At 65.1% G+C, this 15485-nt stretch carries 14 protein-coding genes and 1 pseudogene; 11 read left to right on the plus strand and 4 right to left on the minus strand.

Annotated elements, in window-relative coordinates:
• Positions 1–260 precede the first annotated feature (260 nt).
• Together ABI582_RS20945 and ABI582_RS20950 are read left to right on the plus strand one after the other, a co-directional pair.
• A pseudogene (locus ABI582_RS20945) lies at positions 261–1148 on the plus strand (cache domain-containing sensor histidine kinase); the annotation flags it as partial.
• 129 nt (positions 1149–1277) lie between these two features.
• Positions 1278–2006 carry a methyl-accepting chemotaxis protein gene (locus ABI582_RS20950; protein ID WP_370453624.1) on the plus strand — a complete coding sequence of 243 codons (729 nt, stop codon included), beginning with the start codon at positions 1278–1280 and terminating at the stop codon, positions 2004–2006.
• Positions 2007–2132: 126 nt separating this feature from the next.
• Here the strand turns inward: ABI582_RS20950 and ABI582_RS20955 are convergent, their stop codons facing one another.
• Positions 2133–2912 carry an AraC family transcriptional regulator gene (locus tag ABI582_RS20955; RefSeq protein ID WP_338745985.1) on the minus strand — a complete coding sequence of 260 codons (780 nt, stop codon included), beginning with the start codon at positions 2910–2912 and terminating at the stop codon, positions 2133–2135.
• A gap of 120 nt (positions 2913–3032) precedes the next feature.
• Positions 3033–4310 carry an acetyl-CoA C-acetyltransferase gene (locus ABI582_RS20960; protein ID WP_442120170.1) on the minus strand — a complete coding sequence of 426 codons (1278 nt, stop codon included), beginning with the start codon at positions 4308–4310 and terminating at the stop codon, positions 3033–3035.
• Positions 4311–4428: 118 nt separating this feature from the next.
• Here ABI582_RS20960 and ABI582_RS20965 point away from each other — a divergent pair, with 118 nt between their 5' ends.
• The 8 genes from ABI582_RS20965 to ABI582_RS21000 all read left to right on the plus strand — a co-directional run bounded on the left by ABI582_RS20965 (position 4429) and on the right by ABI582_RS21000 (position 10789).
• Positions 4429–5781: a 3-oxoacyl-ACP reductase gene (locus ABI582_RS20965; protein ID WP_442120171.1), complete on the plus strand. Its 1353-nt coding sequence runs from the start codon at positions 4429–4431 to the stop codon at positions 5779–5781.
• A 2-nt stretch (positions 5782–5783) separates the two neighbouring features.
• Complete coding sequence (locus ABI582_RS20970; RefSeq protein WP_442120172.1) at positions 5784–6635, plus strand: MaoC family dehydratase; 852 nt, start codon at positions 5784–5786, stop codon at positions 6633–6635.
• Positions 6636–6823: 188 nt separating this feature from the next.
• Entirely contained in the window at positions 6824–7129 is a 306-nt protein-coding gene (locus tag ABI582_RS20975) for a MazG-like family protein (protein WP_019470373.1), read from the plus strand.
• Positions 7126–7875 carry a methyltransferase domain-containing protein gene (locus ABI582_RS20980; RefSeq protein ID WP_229609778.1) on the plus strand — a complete coding sequence of 250 codons (750 nt, stop codon included), beginning with the start codon at positions 7126–7128 and terminating at the stop codon, positions 7873–7875. The genes ABI582_RS20975 and ABI582_RS20980 overlap by 4 nt, the downstream gene beginning before the upstream one ends.
• 21 nt (positions 7876–7896) lie before the next feature.
• Positions 7897–8532 carry a DUF4136 domain-containing protein gene (locus tag ABI582_RS20985; protein ID WP_442120173.1) on the plus strand — a complete coding sequence of 212 codons (636 nt, stop codon included), beginning with the start codon at positions 7897–7899 and terminating at the stop codon, positions 8530–8532.
• A 19-nt stretch (positions 8533–8551) separates the two neighbouring features.
• A complete protein-coding gene (locus ABI582_RS20990; protein WP_174371051.1) occupies positions 8552–9121 on the plus strand; it encodes a DUF4136 domain-containing protein in 570 nt (189 codons plus the stop codon).
• Between the two features lie 304 nt (positions 9122–9425).
• Positions 9426–9896, plus strand: coding sequence for an A24 family peptidase (locus ABI582_RS20995; RefSeq protein WP_338745980.1), 471 nt, complete (start codon positions 9426–9428; stop codon positions 9894–9896).
• Between the two features lie 119 nt (positions 9897–10015).
• A complete protein-coding gene (locus ABI582_RS21000) occupies positions 10016–10789 on the plus strand; it encodes a response regulator (RefSeq protein ID WP_442120174.1) in 774 nt (257 codons plus the stop codon).
• Positions 10790–10910: 121 nt separating this feature from the next.
• Here the strand turns inward: ABI582_RS21000 and ABI582_RS21005 are convergent, their stop codons facing one another.
• A complete protein-coding gene (locus ABI582_RS21005) occupies positions 10911–12575 on the minus strand; it encodes a ShlB/FhaC/HecB family hemolysin secretion/activation protein (protein ID WP_442120175.1) in 1665 nt (554 codons plus the stop codon).
• A 92-nt stretch (positions 12576–12667) separates the two neighbouring features.
• On the minus strand, positions 12668–15010 hold the full coding sequence (pbpC, locus tag ABI582_RS21010) for a peptidoglycan glycosyltransferase PbpC (RefSeq protein ID WP_442120176.1): 2343 nt from the start codon (positions 15008–15010) through the stop codon (positions 12668–12670).
• 77 nt (positions 15011–15087) lie between these two features.
• Between pbpC and ABI582_RS21015 the strand changes: the two genes are divergently transcribed.
• Positions 15088–15381: a hypothetical protein gene (locus ABI582_RS21015; protein WP_016497866.1), complete on the plus strand. Its 294-nt coding sequence runs from the start codon at positions 15088–15090 to the stop codon at positions 15379–15381.
• The last annotated feature ends 104 nt before the right edge of the window (positions 15382–15485 follow it).

Raw genomic sequence — 15485 nt, forward strand, 5'->3', positions numbered from 1 at the left:
GATGCTGCCGATGCACTGGCTACCTGCCTCGTGGGTCGACAATAAAAATTCCGGGAGCGTCGATGAGCATCAAACAGAAACTGACCTGGGCATTCGCGGTCATCGCCGGCTTGCCCATCGTCCTCGTGGCCACCCTGGTGGTCCTCAACCTGCGCGGCGAAGCCCGCGACGGATTCCTCGACGGCAGCAGCCGGGAAATCCGCCAGGTCAGCAACGCGATGAACATCTTCTTCCAGGGCATCAACCAGAACGTCGAGTACATGGCTTCGCAGCCAATGGTCGCCGCCACCGGCAGCGAGCTGAACAAGTACATGAGCGCCGCGCCGTCCTACGAACTGGGCGAGCAAGCCAGCAAGCTCCTCGAGTTCATGACCCGCCTGGCCAACTCACATCCCTCCTATGCCTACCTCTCCTACGGGGTGAACGACGGCGGCTACACGGGCTGGCCGGCCGGGCAGAAGTTCGTCAATTACGACCCACGTACCCGCCCCTGGTACCAACTGGCCATGGCCAACCCAGGCAAGACCGTGCGCACCGGTGCCTACTACTGGGCCGCCGACGACGCGGTGCTGGTGAGTACCGTGCGGGCCGTGGCGAACCAGCTTGGCAACCCCGGCGGCGTAGTCAACATCGACGTGTCGCTCAAAGGCCTGACCGAGATCGTCAAACAGATCAAGCTGGGTGAAAGCGGCTACCTGATGCTGGTGGAAAGCAACGGCAACGTCATGGTCGACCCACGCGACGCCGCTCACAACTTCAAGCAGCTGGCCAGCTTCGGCGACGGTTATGCCGCGCTGGCCAAGGCCGGCAAGGGCCTGGTCGAGGTCGAGCTCAATGGCGTGCGCTACATGGCCAACGTCTACCCCGACGAGCAACTGGGCTGGACTTTCATCGGCCTGATCGAACAAAGCGAAGTGATGCAGACCACCACCCGGCTGACCTGGCTGATCGGCGTCATCGCCGTGGTGCTGGCAGCGTTTTTCGCCGTGGTCGGTGCAGGCTTCGCCAAGCTGATCGTGCGCCCGATCAACAGCGTCACCAGCGGCCTGGAAGACATTGCCCAGGGTGAGGGTGACCTGACCCGCAACCTGGAAATCCGTGGCCGCGACGAAACCGCGCAGCTGGCCAGCTGGTTCAACCAGTTCCTCGGCGCCATTCGCAGCCTGATCCAGCACATCGGCGCCGCTGCCGGCAAAATCCTCAGCACCTCCAGCAGCTCGACCCGTGTGTCCAGCGACATGGCCGAAGCCGCTGGCCGCCAGCGTGAAGCCGTGGACATGGTGTCCACCGCCTTCCACGAAATGGTCGCCACCGCCAACGAAGTGGCCCGTTCCTGTAGCCAGGCGGCGCAGTCGGCCGACAGCGGTCAGCAGCAAGCCCGCGAAGGCCAGCAGCAGATCGATGCCGCCGTACAAAGCGTCGACCGCCTGAGCCACGAGATCGAACAGTCCGCGCAGTCGATCCAGCAGCTGGAGCGTGACAGCAACGCTATCCAGTCAATCCTCGGCACCATTCGCTCGATTGCCGAACAGACCAACCTGCTGGCCCTCAATGCTGCCATCGAAGCCGCCCGTGCCGGTGAGCAGGGCCGTGGCTTTGCCGTGGTGGCCGATGAAGTGCGGGCCCTGGCCAAGCGCACTGCCGACTCCACGGCCGAAATCGACGGCCTGCTGGGCAACCTGGCCAGCCGCACAGCCGAAGTGGCCGACCAGATGCATGCCAGCCTGGAAGTGTCGCAGCAGTCGGTGAGCCGTATCGGCCTGGCCCGCGACAGCTTCGGGCAAATCCGTGAGTCGGTGGATGTGATCCGCGACATGAACACGCAGATCGCCACGGCGGCCGAGGAACAGCACCAGGTGGCCGAGGACATCAACCGACACATCAGCCAGATCCACGGTGATGCGCAGCTGGTGGCCGAATTGGCCCAGGCGGCGCGCCAGGACTCCGAGAGCCTGGCAGGGTTGTCCAATGAGCTGGATTCGCTGGTGCGCAGGTTCCGCACCTGATGTGTTGCCTGTACCGGCCTCTTCGCGGGTAAACCCGCTCCCACAGGTACAGCGCTGCCCTGAGCCTTGCGCTGTACCTGTGGGAGCGGGTTTACCCGCGAAGAGGCCGGTTCAGGCAACCAGGCACTACAGTTTCAACTCCCCCGGCGTCGCCCCGAACAACTGCTTGAATGCGGCAATGTAAGCCGAGGTGGAGTCATACCCACACCCCAACGCCGCTTCGGTCACATTCTCCCCCGCCTCCAGCAGCGCCAGCGACGACAGCAGCCGCATGCGCTGGCGCCAGTTGCGAAAGCTCAACCCCGTCTCCCGCTGGAACAGCCGCATCAGCGTCTTCTCCGAACACCCCAGCTCCCGTGCCCATTGCTGCAAGGTCTGGGGCTGGTCCGGTGCGGCGATCAAGCCGTTGCACAGGGCCAGCAACCCCGGGTGGCGTGGCAACGGCAGCGAAAACCCGACTTCCGGCAAGGTGCGCAACTGGTCGAGCAGCACCGCCACCAGACGCGCCTCGGCACTGTCATATTCCGGGTAGTCCGCCGGGAACAGGCAGAACTGCTTGATCAGCTCGCGTGCCAGTGGCGTCACCTCCAGCACCCGGCATTGCTCCGGTGCCCATGGGCAGGCATCGCGGCGCACATACAGGCTACGCATCTCGGCCTGCATCGAGGTCAGCACTTCGTGTTCGGCATCGGCAGGGATCCACACACCCCACTGCGGTGGGGCAAAGTAACTGCCGTCCCGGGTGTACACGGCCAGTACGCCGCTGATGGCGTAGGAAAACTGCACCCAGTCGTGCTGGTGGCGGGTGGTCCAGGAGCCGGCACCGAGGCTTTCGGCACGGGCATAGAGGGGCCTGGGCAAGTGGTCCAGCGCAGGAATAGCGCGAGGATGTCCGATGATCGGCATGGCGGTTTCTTGTAGTTCTGAGCAGACAAGCCTAACAGCTGGTGGACACCACGGGGACATCTGCACTGTCCTGTGGGAGCGGGTTTACCCGCGAAGCAGGCGACGCGGTATTGCAGAAAATCAACGCTCGACGATAACGGTCACCCCCTGCCCACCCGCCGCACAAATCGAAATCAGCCCACGCCCCTTCCCCGCCGTCGCCAGCAACTTGGCCAGGTTGGCCAATATCCGCCCCCCGGTCGCCGCGAACGGGTGCCCAGCTGCCAGCGAGCTGCCCTTGACGTTGAGCTTGCTGCGGTCAATCGCCCCAAGCGGCGCCTCCAGCCCCAACTGTTCGCGGCAATAGTCGGCATCTTCCCAGGCCTTGAGGGTGCACAGCACCTGGGCGGCAAAGGCTTCGTGGATCTCGTAATAGTCGAAGTCCTGCAGGGTCAGGCCATTGCGGGCCAGCAAACGTGGCACGGCATACACCGGCGCCATTAACAGCCCTTCGCGGCCGGTGACGAAATCCACCGCAGCGGTTTCGCCATCGACCAGATAAGCCAACACCTCAAACCCCTGCTGCGCAGCCCATTCCTCCGTGCCCAACAACACCACCGAGGCGCCGTCGGTCAGCGGCGTGGAGTTACCCGCCGTCAGCGTGCCCTGGCCACTGCGGTCGAAGGCGGGCTTGAGCTTGGCCAACTGCTCGAGGGTCAAGTCGGGACGCAAGTTGTTGTCCCGCGTCAGCGACAGAAAAGGGGTCAGCAAGTCATCCTGCCAGCCCTCGGCGTACGCGGCGGCCAGGTTCTGGTGGCTGAGCAACGCCAGCTCGTCCTGCTCTGCACGGCCAATGCGCCAGGCCTGGGCCATGCGCTCGCAATGCTCGCCCATCGACAACCCGGTGCGCGGTTCGCCATTGCGTGGTAATTCGGGTTTCAGATGGTGAGGCCGCAGCTTGAGGAAAGGCTTGAGTCGCTCGCCCAGGCTTTTGCCACGGTTGGCCTGCAGCAGGATGTGACGCAGGCCTTCGTTGACGGCAATCGGTGCATCGGAGGTGCTATCCACACCACCGGCAATACCGCAATCGATCTGCCCCAGAGCAATCTTGTTGGCCACCAGCAGCGCAGCTTCCAGCCCGGTGCCACAGGCTTGCTGGATGTCATAGGCCGGGGTCTGCGGCGACAGGCGCGAACCCAGCACACATTCACGGGTCAGGTTCATGTCACGTGAATGCTTGAGCACCGCGCCAGCCACCACCTCCCCCAACCGCAACCCATGCAGGCGATAACGCTCGATCAGGCCTTCGAGGGCGACGGTGAGCATCGCCTGGTTGCTGGCCGTGGCATAGGCGCCATTGGAGCGGGCAAAGGGAATTCGGTTGCCGCCCAGGATCGCGACCCGGCGAGGTAAACGCATGTGCTTGTTCCTCCTGAAACAATTTGATCCGTACAGCCTAGGTGTTTTTACCGCTTTCGAACGACCTTGCCACAAAGTTGGTCCACACTTTCAAGCTTGCCTTTGCGGAGACCCACTCATGAGCGATCGCTACCTCGGTTTTGCCAACTCCAACCTCGGCCGCCGCCTCGTGGATGCCCTCGGCCTGCCGCGCCCGGCACCGCTGGAGCGCTGGCAAGCCGGCCGCCTGCGCCCGGTAGAAGGGGCCCTGGTACTGGGTGGCGGGCCGCTGGCAGGCCAGGTCGAAGCCATCGCCCCGCGCCTGACCGACGCGCTTTACAGCTTCAATGCCGACCACCTGCAGGCCGAAGCCTGGGTGGCCGGCCTGGGGCCGAAAATCAAAGCCGTGGTGTTCGATGCCAGTCATTTGTCCGACAGCGATGCGCTGAAGCAGTTGCGCGAATTTTTCCAGCCACTGCTGCGCAGCCTGGCCCCGTGCGCCCATGTCGTGGTACTGGGGCGCGCGCCGGAAAGCCTCGACGACCCGTTGGCCAGCGTTGCCCAACGGGCCCTCGAAGGCTTCAGCCGCTCGCTGGCCAAGGAACTGCACAACGGTGCGACCGCCCAGCTGCTGTATGTCGCACCCGGCGCCGAAGACCAGCTGGAAGGCGCCTTGCGGTTCTTCCTCTCGCCCAAGAGTGCCTTTATTTCTGGCCAGGTACTGCGCCTGGAAGCCTGCACCAGCCAGGTAAGCGACTGGACCCGCCCGCTGGGTGGTCGCCGCGCCCTGGTCACGGGTGCGGCGCGGGGCATCGGCGCCGCCATTGCCGAAACCCTGGCGCGGGACGGCGCCGAGGTGCTGCTGCTGGATGTGCCGCAGGCCAGCCAGGACCTCGACGCCCTCGCCGCACGCCTGGGTGGCAAGGCGCTGCCACTGGATATCTGCGCCAGTGACGCGGCAACGCAACTGCTCGCAGCCCTGCCCGACGGCATCGACATCGTGGTGCACAACGCCGGCATCACCCGCGACAAGACCTTGGCCAACATGACCCCGGAATACTGGGACGCGGTGATGGCGGTCAACCTCAAGGCACCGCAAGTACTGACCCAGGCGCTGTATGACAACGGCGCACTGGGGGAAAACGCGCGCATCACTTTGCTGGCCTCGGTCAGTGGCATCGCCGGCAACCGCGGGCAGGCCAACTACGCCGCGAGCAAGGCCGGGCTGATCGGCCTGGCCCAAGCCTGGGCGCCCCGGCTCGCCGAACACGGCGGCAGCATCAACGCTGTCGCCCCCGGTTTCATCGAAACCCACATGACCGCGGCCATGCCCATGGGCCTGCGTGAGGCCGGGCGGCGCTTGAGCTCGCTGGGCCAGGGCGGCCGCCCGCAGGACGTCGCCGAGGCCATCGCCTGGCTCAGCCAGCCAGGCTCCGGGGCAGTCAACGGCCAGGTGCTGCGCGTGTGCGGCCAGGCCTTGATGGGAGCGTGAACATGAGCAGAAACTGGCACGACCTGCAAAGCCCGGCTGCCCGCGCCAGCCTGTACCTGCGTGCAGCCAGCAAGCGCAGCATCAGCGGTGACCGCTTGCCGGACGATGGCCTGCGCTGTTTCATCCCGGTTCAGCAGGGCAACCTGGCAGCCTATCGACGGCTTTGCCACTTTACCGACGATGGCCGCCTGCCAGGCACTTATCCCCACGTCATGGCGTTCACGCTGCAGTTGCAGCTGATGACCGCGCCCAACTTCCCTTACCCGCTACTCGGGCTGGTGCACCTGCACAACCGCATCGAGGTGCTGCGGCCGCTTGGCGGGCTCGAAGGGCTGTGCTTTGCGGTGTACGCACACAACCTGCAGCCGCATGCCAAGGGCGGCACCTTCGACCTGGTGACCGAGGCAGACGACGGCATTGGCCTGCTCTGGCGCGAGACCAGCCGCATGCTGGTGCGCGGGCTGAAGCTGGAGGGCCAGACAGGCGAGCCGACCGACGATGAACCAGCGCCATTGCCCGAGGCCACCCGCTGGTACGCCGACAGTGATATCGGCCGACGTTATGCGAAGGTGTGCGGGGACTACAACCCTATCCACCTCAGTGCCGCCAGCGCGCGGCTGTTCGGCTTCCCCACGGCCATTGCCCATGGCATGTGGAGCAAGGCCATGGCCCTGGCGGCACTGCGTGGGCACCTGCCGCACAGCGGCTACGCCTTTGAAGTGGATTTCCGCAAACCGGTGCGATTGCCGTCGGAGGTGGTACTCAGTGCCAGTGAGGCGGGGCCTGAGGGTGCGTTGCGGCTGGATGGGCATGGGGACGTGCTGCATATGGTCGGAGGGTGGAGTCCCCTGTAGGAGCGGCCTTGTGTCGCGATAGGGACGCGCAGCGGCCCCACACTGTCAGCTTCGCCGCTGATATCGCCGGGGCCGCTTTGCGGCCCTATCGCGACGCAAGGCCGCTCCTACAAGGACCGTGTCGTAGTGGGATGCGCTTGCTTTGCATCGGGCCTGGGCCGAAGCTATGCAGCATTAGGAGACCCCCGATGAACCTGCAAGAACTTACCCAACGCCTGCACCAGATTCGCGACAACAATGACTGGCGCGGCTTCCACAGCCCGAAGAACCTGGCCATGGCCGCCAGCGTCGAAATGGCCGAGCTGGTGGAAATCTTCCAATGGCTGAGCGAAGACCAATCGCGCCAGCTGCCTGCCGACAAACTCGCCCACGCCGGCCAGGAAGTTGGTGATGTGGTGCTCTACCTGTTGCTGCTGTGCAGCGAGCTGGGCCTGGACATGGACCAGGTAGTGCGGGCCAAGCTGGCCGACAGCGAGAGGCGCTTCGCCCGATGAACGACCGTCACTTCGATGAGCTGGCCACCCGCTTTGCCGAGAAGATCTACGGCGGCGCCAAGGGCGCGATCCGCCTGGCCGTGCTGCAGGCCGACCTGGCCGAGGCACTGCCCGATCGCCCGCTGCGCATCCTCGACATCGGCGCCGGGCTGGGTCACATGGCCTTGTGGCTGGCCCAGCGCGGCCACCACCTGACCCTGGCCGAGCCCGCCGCCCCCATGCTCGACGGCGCCCGGGCGCGCTTTGCCGAGGCCGGCCAAACTGCCACGTTCATCCAGGCCCCCTGGCAAGACCTGCTCGGCCAACTGACCGAGCCCTACGACCTGGTGCTCTGCCATGCCGTGCTCGAATGGCTGGCAGAGCCCGAAAGCATCCTGCCCGTGCTGCACCAGCTCACGGCCCCTTCCGGGTGGCTGTCACTGGCCTTCTACAACCGCGACGCGCTGGTTTACCGCAACCTGCTCAAAGGCCATTTCCGCAAATTGCGCAGCAACCGGCTGGAAGGTGAAAAGCAGAGCTTGACCCCACAGAAACCGCTTGATCCACGCGAGCTCAAGGCGCAACTTGATCCTATGTGGCAGGTTGAAACCGAGAGCGGTGTGCGGGTGTTCCACGATTACATGCCCAAAGAGTTCCAAGCCAAGGCCGAGCTGCTCGACCTGCTGGAAATGGAACTGGCCTACCGCCGCCACCCCGGCTTCGCCGGGCTTGGCCGCTACCTGCACTGGGTGTGCCGCCCCCGTTGACCCGCCCGCCGGGAGGAATACATGCCGTACCGTCTGTTGTGCCTGGCCCTGCTGCCGCTTGCCTTGGCTGCCTGCCAAGGCAGCAACCCGTATGTGGCCAGCAGCCGCCCGCTGCCCCCGGCCCCCGCCCAGGCGGCCACCACCTTCGACGCCAGCGCCTACCCCGCGCCCGCGCGGGATTATGGGCACTACCGCAGCTGGAGCTGGCGCGACGGGCAGTTGCCCAGCGGCTCGGCCAATGCCGACCCGGCGCAACTGGCCGATGCCGTCAGCGGCGCACTCGACCAGCATGGCCTGCGCCCTGCCCGAGGGAGCGCCGGCGACTTACTGGTGAGCGCCGACATACGCCTGGAAAAACGCCTGCGCCAGGTACGTGACTACGACACCTACGACCCCTACTACGGCCCCTACCCCTACGGGGGTGTCGGCTATGGCGGCTACCGAAATGGCTACGGGGGCTATGCCAGCGTGCCCATCGTGCGTACCTACGAGGTGGAGGTGATGGTGGTGCGCATCGACCTATACGACGCCCGCAACGGCCAGCCGGTGTGGAGCGCCAGCGCCGAAAGCGGCAGCGACAAGGACTCGCCGCGTGAACGCGAAAGCGCCTTGCGCGATTCTGTGCACAAGGCACTCAGCGGCTATCCTCCCAGTTAATAGCTAACGGAGAACCATCATGTTGCGCCGTCTCGTTCTACTGTCATTCGCGTTACTGCTTGCCGCCTGCTCCAGCAATAACGTGCAGCAGGATTTCGATGCCAGCCGTGATTTTGCCGCCTACCGCAGCTGGGCTTGGCAAGAGCCGGGCCTGCAGTACCGCCCGGATGACCCTCGGATCAAGAGTGACCTCACCGAGCAGCGCATTCGCCAGGCGGTGGCAGACCAGCTCGACCAGCGCGGCCTGCGCCCGGTCCAGGCTGGCGCGCGGCCTGACCTAGGCGTGCGGGCGTACCTGATTGTCGAGCAGCGCCAGCAACAGATCACCACCAACTACGGCGGTGGTTGGGGTGGTTACTGGGGCGGCTACTGGGGCGGTCCGATGTACAACGAAACCCGCAGTGTCGACTACAAGGTCGCCACCATCCAGATCGACATGTTCGACGGGCGTGACGGCAAGCTGGTGTGGCGAGGCAGTGCCGAGCAGATCATGAACAACTACCCGCCAAGCCCGGAAGAACGCAACAGCGCCATTCACAAAACCGTAAGCCAGGTGCTGGCCAACTACCCGCCGGGCAGCAAGAAGTAACATTCAAACGCGGCTTTTATAGGCGCCGCGGACTCTGTGGGAGCGGGTTCACCCGCGAAGCAAGCGACACGGTGCATGGCACCGGCTTCGCCGGTGTTCGCGGGTGAACCCGCTCCCACAGAGATCGCGATTCTGAACACGGCTGCACCACCTGCCAGGTCTGTGACAGCTACGACAAAATCCATTCCAGCCACGCCTTTTTCCCCATCCCGCCCACTCGTGCGCAGGTTCTTGTCTATCTTCACTAAAGGAAACCTGACTGACCGGGTAGATGTGTTCAACATTTGGGAAAGGCGACCTGCCAATGCAAAGCATTGTTCTCCTGCTGTGGCTTGCCTTGTGCTCCGAACAGGATGTGCGTCAACGCCAGATATCCAACCTGCTGACCCTGGGCGTGGCTGCCGGCGCCCTGGTCTGGCTGTTCGCCACCGGTCACAGCTGGATCGGCGCCGATGCCAGCGATGCCGGCTGGGCGCTGGCCATCGTCATGTTGCTGACCCTGCCCGGCTACATGCTGGGCCGGTTCGGTGCGGATGACGTCAAGCTGATGGGCGCCCTGGCCTTGGCCACCAGCCCGCAATACGTGCTCGGCACGTTCATCGGCGCCGGTGTCAGTGTGCTGGTCTGGCTACTCACCCGTCGGCGCTTATGGACCCTGCTCAATCCCAAGGTGAAGAAGCGTTTGCAGGTCCTGACCGAGCAAATGGGGGACAAGCAGGCGTTTGTGCCCTATGTGTTAGCAGGTTTTCTTCTAACGGCCGTATGGATCCAATAATCCCTCTTGTGGTCCCATGACTTGTACATAACTTGTACATAACCGCAAAGTGCGACTATTTTTAAGCTGCCAGAGTGTCTGGCACGGGAGCAGGGCCGCATACGAACAGGGAGTTGATCGTGTCCAGACCATTCAGTGAAGTGAAGCTTTTGGTGGTCGATGACCAACCAGTCATCGTCGAACAGTTGTGTGAATTTCTCGAAACCCAGGGTTACCACTGCCTACCGGCCCATTCCACCGACGAAGCGATCCAGCGCTACCTGGCCGACGAGGCCATCGGCCTGATTATCTGCGACCTGCACATGCCCGAGCGTGACGGCATCGAACTGGTCCGCGCGCTCAAGGAAATCACCGGGCAACGCATGTTTGAAGCCATCATGCTGACCGGGCGCGCGGACAAGCAGGACGTGATCCGAGCCCTGCGCGAAGGGTTTGCCGACTATTACCAGAAGCCCATGAACCTCGATGAACTGCTGGAGGGCGTGCGCCGCCAGGAACAGGCCCTGCAAGAGCGCCAGCGCAACTTCCGCGCCCTGGGCGGGTTGAACCAGCGTTTGCAGGACCTGGCCGACTCGGTGGACGAGCTGTACCAGGATCTGGAAAAAGCCCGCGGCCAGGGTACCCATCGGCGTGCCAGCGATGTGGAAGAGACCGAAAGCGAGCTGCCAGCTGCCTTCGAGAAGCTGTCGCCACGCCAACTGGAAGTCGCACGGCTGGTGAGCAAGGGCAAGACCAATTACCAGATCGCCTGTGAGCTGGGCATTACCGAAAACACCGTCAAGTTGTATGTGTCGCAGGTGTTGCGTTTGACCCACATGCACAACCGTACCCAGCTGGCATTGGCGCTGACGCCCAGCTCGTCGCCGGTGCATCTGAGGTTTACTACCCATTGAGGGTTTGCCTGGAGATTGCCGGGGCTGCTTTGCAGCCCATCGCGACACAAGGCCGCTCCTACAAGGGACCGCGTAACCTGTAGGAGCGGCCTTGTGTCGCGAAAGGGGCGCAAAGCGCCCCCTACATTTGAAAAGCCAAACTCAGGGTCAGCCGGGGTGCACGGTCCAGGCTATCCAACGCCACATCCGCCAAAGGCTTCGCCACCTCCAGCGCAACGTTGAAGTAGCGCCCGTCCCCCAACCGCACACCCAATGCCGCCGAAGCCAAGTGGGCATCGTCCACCGGCCCCCGGTTATGCCAGGCCTGCGCCATATCCACTGCCGCATAGGGCTGAACCAGCGCCAGCCCGCTACCTCGCAGGCTGTAGTTCAGTTCGTAAGCCACACCCCATCCCTTGTCCCCGTCCGCCTGATCACGCGGGTAGCCACGGCCAAAATGCTGCCCACCAAAGCCCGCCCGTTCGCTGTCGGGTAGCCGGTCATCACTCCAGTACAACGCGCCCGAAGCCACCCCCTGCCAGGCGCCAGCCAGCGTGTCACTCTGCAATCCGGAAAGCCGCAACCGCAGGAAATCCAGATCGTAGTCAGCATCGCTACGCGCGCCCAGGTAATCCAGCCCCTGGTAAACCCCAGCACTGACAATACGCAAGCGACCACCTTCCATTTTGCGCCAGTCACCCTCGAAGGACAGCGCGCGCACGGAAGTGTCGTAGTCCCGTCGTGAAGGCTCCCCGTCCAGTTGGTCTTCGACGTGCTCGCTGACCGCATACAAATGACCTTGCACGGCCATCCATTCGTTCGGCCTGACAACCACTGGCTGGCGCAGGCCCACTGCATACCGTTCACTGTTGCGCTCGCGGGTCATGTCACGGCCATCATCCAGGCGTATGCGCGTGCCCGGATCACTGCGGTAGCGCGAAGCCGACAGCAGCAACTGGCTGCCGGCAGCGTCCAGGTACTGGCTGTAGTCCAGCCGCTGGTAATGCACCTGGTCATCCCCCGGAGGCAGCAGCAGGCTGGCCTTGAACTCTTCGGCAAAGCGGGTCTGGGCCTTGCTGGTGGCCGTCAGCAGTGCCTGCGCATCGTCGCGACTGGAATCGGCCAGGGTAACAGCGGCGCTGAACGGCTTGCGCTGCGCACGCACGGTCAAGCGGGCGGCACCGTCAGCGGTTTGCGCCATCGCCAGCTCAGCCTCAATCGACACACCCGGCAGGCGTTCGGCAAGCCCCAGGTAGCGCTCCAGGGTTTCACGTGTCAGCGGGCGTTCGGCTTCAAGTTGCGTCAGCAGCTGCTGCAAATAGCCATCCGCCGGGCCGATGTCACCCTCCACGCGGTAATCCCGGATGTAACCTTCGACCAGCACCACATTCACCCGGCCTTCGGCGACATCCTGAGGTGGCAGGTAGGCGTAGGAAAGCAGGTAACCGTCCTGCCGGTAGCGCTCGGTCAGGCGCTGGGTGTACTGCTGCAGCTCGCCTAATGTGATGCTGTGCCCGATCAACGGCTGGTAGTGCTCGCGCAAGTCGCTCAAGGGGAACACCGTACCGCCTTCGAAACGCACCTTGTGCAGCACGATGCGCGTATCCGCAGTTGCCCAGGCCTGGCTTTCGGCGTTTGGCCGGGGCATTCGCAGATTGGGGCTGGGGGGCCGATAGGTGTCTACCGGCAGGTTGGTGTCGGGCAGGCGCCGTTCGTACTCATGGCTGTCGAGAAAACCCGGCAACGACTCGGCCTGGGCCAAAACCGCCCAAGGCAGCAACAACAGGGGCACGGCCAGAGGACGCATAGGGCGCTCCATGTTCCCATGGGTTGCGGGGCACCAGCCGGTCACACCCGTCACTTGCAAGCGTAGGTGCTGGCCCGGCTGCCGTCGAACGCCTACTCGCTGACCTGGAACGCCACCCGCGCGGTCTCGCCGCTTTCATCCAGCGCGCTGAGCTCGGCCTGCCCGGCCTGCGGCAAGCGCACCAACAGGCTGTCCTGCCCTTGTGTCTCGCCCAGTGGCTGGCCATTGAGGAACCACCAGCGCCGCCCGCCACCGCCCAGGGCCGACACGTGCAGTTGCAACGGCTCGCTGCTGGTCGCCGGGCGGCGCAGGTTGTCACCCGGCCGTACGCCCACTATCGACAGCGGTGGCGCGCTGGCCGGCACCTGCGGTGGGCAGGACGGGTCGATGGCCGGCAGCCGCGCGGCGCGCCGCTCCACGCGGGGCAGCCAAGGCTCCAGCGGGGCCGGCCACAAGGCAATGTCGCGGGCCTTGGCGCTTGGGCAGCTGCCATCCACTCGCAGCCCCTGGTCGTTGACCCACACACTTTCGCGCAAGCCCAGGCCCAGCGGCTGGTCGGCGGCTTGCAGCGTCGGCGGCGTGGTGCCGTCCAGGGTCCAGGCAAAACGCTGGCGCCGGCAGTTGGGGTCCTGTTTGCTCATCGGCTGGCCCAGCGGCCAACAGATCGCCGCCACACCGACATTCGCCGGCACCCGCTCCACCGGCACGCTGATGCCACGCTGGCTGTCGCGGTTGCTCAGCAGGTCGTGCACCTGCAGCATCAACGGCGCCGCCGAGGCCAGGCCGAACTGGCCGGGCACCGGCGTGCCATCGGGGCGACCGATCCACACGCCGATCAGGTGGCGCGGGCCCACGCCAATCGACCAGGCATCGCGAAAGCCATAGCTGGTGCCCGTCTTCCAGGCCAGTTGCGGGCGCTGTACCAGTTCGGCATGCGGGTCGCGGTCGGGGCGCGCCTGGCCACTAAGGATGCGCCGGATGATCCACGCCGCCCCTGGTGACAGCAGCCGGCGCTCCACCAGCGGGTCCTGCGGCTGCAAGCGCACCCGCGCACTGTTGCCTCCCCGCGCCAGCGCCGCGTAGCCACCCACCAGGTCTTCCAGCCGGCTGCCGGCACCGCCCAGGATCAGCGACAGGTTGGGTTCGGCCAAGGGCGGCAAAGCCAGTGGCACGCCCGCCATGCGCAGTTGCGCGGCAAAGCGTTTCGGGCCGTAGGCCTCCAGCAACTGCACTGCCGGCAGGTTGAGTGACAGGGCCAGCGCCGAGCTGGCCGACACCGGCCCACTGAAGCCCATGGAGAAGTTGCCGGGGCGGTAGTCGCCATAGCGGCGCGGCACATCCTGCAACAACGATTCGGAATGGATCAGGCCATCGTCCAGCGCCATGCCGTAAAGGAACGGTTTGAGGGTGGAGCCGGGCGAACGCAGCGAGCGCACCATGTCGACATGCCCGAAGCGGCGCGCGTCGGCCAGCTCGATCGAGCCAAGGTAGGCACGCACCGCCATGCTCTGCGCCTCGACCACCAGGATGGCGGCAGAGGTGCGCTCCGGCAGCCGCGCGCGCCAGCCCAGCAGCAAGTCTTCAAGGCGCCGCTGCAACGCTGCATCCAGCGTGGTGCGGATCAGCGGCGGGCTGTCGGCGCTGTTCAGGCGCCGGGCGAGCAAAGGTGCCAAGGCTGGCTCCTGGCGGGGTGCCAGCACCAGCGGATCTTCGGCTGCCTCGCGGATTTGCTGCGCAGGCCACACCTGGTATTCGGCCAGGCGCTGCAACACTTTGTCGCGGGCACGCTGGGCACGCTCGGGGTGGCGATCCGGGCGCAGCCGGCTAGGTGCCTGGGGCAGCACGGCCAGCAGCGCTGCTTCGGCCGGGGTCAGGTGCATCGGCGACTTGCCCAGGTACGCCCAGCTGGCGGCGGCCACGCCCTGCAAGGTGCCGCCGAAGGGCGCGCGGTCCAGGTAGACCTGCAGGATTTCGCGCTTGGACAGGTGCCACTCCAACTGCGCCGTACGCCACAGCTGGCGCAGCTTGCCGGCCAGGGTGCGGTCATGCGGGTCTAGCAGCCGTGCCACCTGCATCGACAGCGTGCTGCCGCCCGACACCACGCGCCCACCCCGCAGGTTCAGCCAGGCCGCACGTGCCAACGCCAACGGGTTGACCCCGGGGTGGTGGTAGAACCAGCGGTCCTCGTACGTCAGCAAGGCCTGCAGGTACAACGGCGAAACCTGGTCCGGGCTGACCGGGTAGCGCCATACCCCCTCGGCATCGGCAAAGCGCCACAAGGGTGTACCGTCTTCGGCCAGCACTACCCGCGCCAGGTCGTCGCCGGGCAGCGGCAGTGGCCACAGGCGGTCAGCCAGCCACAACAGGCCGCACAGCACCAGCAGGCCAATCAGCGTGGCGCGCATCAGCTTGCCCGTACGCGCTAAGCTTGGCATCGGGAACCGACCTGGCCAGGTAATGGCCAAAGGCTTGGGAACGGCAACCTCGCCAATTCGTTCATCAGGAAGCAACTATGCATGTAGAAGGTTTTTTCGAGTGGCTGGGCCAGGCACTGGGGTCTGTGATCCGCTTCATCGTCGACGCTTTGAGCGGGCTGTTCAACCTGCTGGCCAATGCCGGTGGCAATTTTATCGACGGCCTGGCGCGCACCCTGGGCACGGACACCTCGCTGATCAGCATCCTGGCCGTGATCATCGGCCTGATGCTGCTGTACTCGGCAATCCGCGCATTCATGCGCGCCTCGATCATCCTCGGGATCATCTGGCTGGTGCTGGGGTTGTGGGTGATGAGCTGGGTGATTCACTAGGCACTGCGCCATTCCTGTAGGAGCGGCCTTGCGTCGCGATCGGGCGCGCAGCGGCCGCAAAACCTGGCGACGCGGTATAACAGTTGCTCCGCGCGTTCAGGTTT

This window comes from Pseudomonas sp. SAS7, assembly GCF_052112345.1.
Taxonomy (GTDB): domain Bacteria; phylum Pseudomonadota; class Gammaproteobacteria; order Pseudomonadales; family Pseudomonadaceae; genus Aquipseudomonas; species Aquipseudomonas putida_Q.

What these genes read in the sequence shown, in the direction of transcription:
- ABI582_RS20985 (WP_442120173.1), top strand. Translation starts at nt 7,897, where the DNA reads ATGCCGTACCGTCTGTTGTGCCTGGCCCTGCTGCCGCTTGCCTTGGCT.
- ABI582_RS21015 (WP_016497866.1), top strand. Translation starts at nt 15,088, where the DNA reads ATGCATGTAGAAGGTTTTTTCGAGTGGCTGGGCCAGGCACTGGGGTCT.
- ABI582_RS20975 (WP_019470373.1), top strand. Translation starts at nt 6,824, where the DNA reads ATGAACCTGCAAGAACTTACCCAACGCCTGCACCAGATTCGCGACAAC.
- ABI582_RS20965 (WP_442120171.1), top strand. Translation starts at nt 4,429, where the DNA reads ATGAGCGATCGCTACCTCGGTTTTGCCAACTCCAACCTCGGCCGCCGC.
- ABI582_RS20960 (WP_442120170.1), bottom strand. Translation starts at nt 4,310, where the DNA reads ATGCGTTTACCTCGCCGGGTCGCGATCCTGGGCGGCAACCGAATTCCC.
- pbpC (WP_442120176.1), bottom strand. Translation starts at nt 15,010, where the DNA reads ATGCCAAGCTTAGCGCGTACGGGCAAGCTGATGCGCGCCACGCTGATT.
- ABI582_RS21005 (WP_442120175.1), bottom strand. Translation starts at nt 12,575, where the DNA reads ATGCGTCCTCTGGCCGTGCCCCTGTTGTTGCTGCCTTGGGCGGTTTTG.
- ABI582_RS20990 (WP_174371051.1), top strand. Translation starts at nt 8,552, where the DNA reads ATGTTGCGCCGTCTCGTTCTACTGTCATTCGCGTTACTGCTTGCCGCC.
- ABI582_RS20955 (WP_338745985.1), bottom strand. Translation starts at nt 2,912, where the DNA reads ATGCCGATCATCGGACATCCTCGCGCTATTCCTGCGCTGGACCACTTG.
- ABI582_RS20995 (WP_338745980.1), top strand. Translation starts at nt 9,426, where the DNA reads ATGCAAAGCATTGTTCTCCTGCTGTGGCTTGCCTTGTGCTCCGAACAG.
- ABI582_RS20980 (WP_229609778.1), top strand. Translation starts at nt 7,126, where the DNA reads ATGAACGACCGTCACTTCGATGAGCTGGCCACCCGCTTTGCCGAGAAG.
- ABI582_RS20950 (WP_370453624.1), top strand. Translation starts at nt 1,278, where the DNA reads ATGGTGTCCACCGCCTTCCACGAAATGGTCGCCACCGCCAACGAAGTG.
- ABI582_RS20970 (WP_442120172.1), top strand. Translation starts at nt 5,784, where the DNA reads ATGAGCAGAAACTGGCACGACCTGCAAAGCCCGGCTGCCCGCGCCAGC.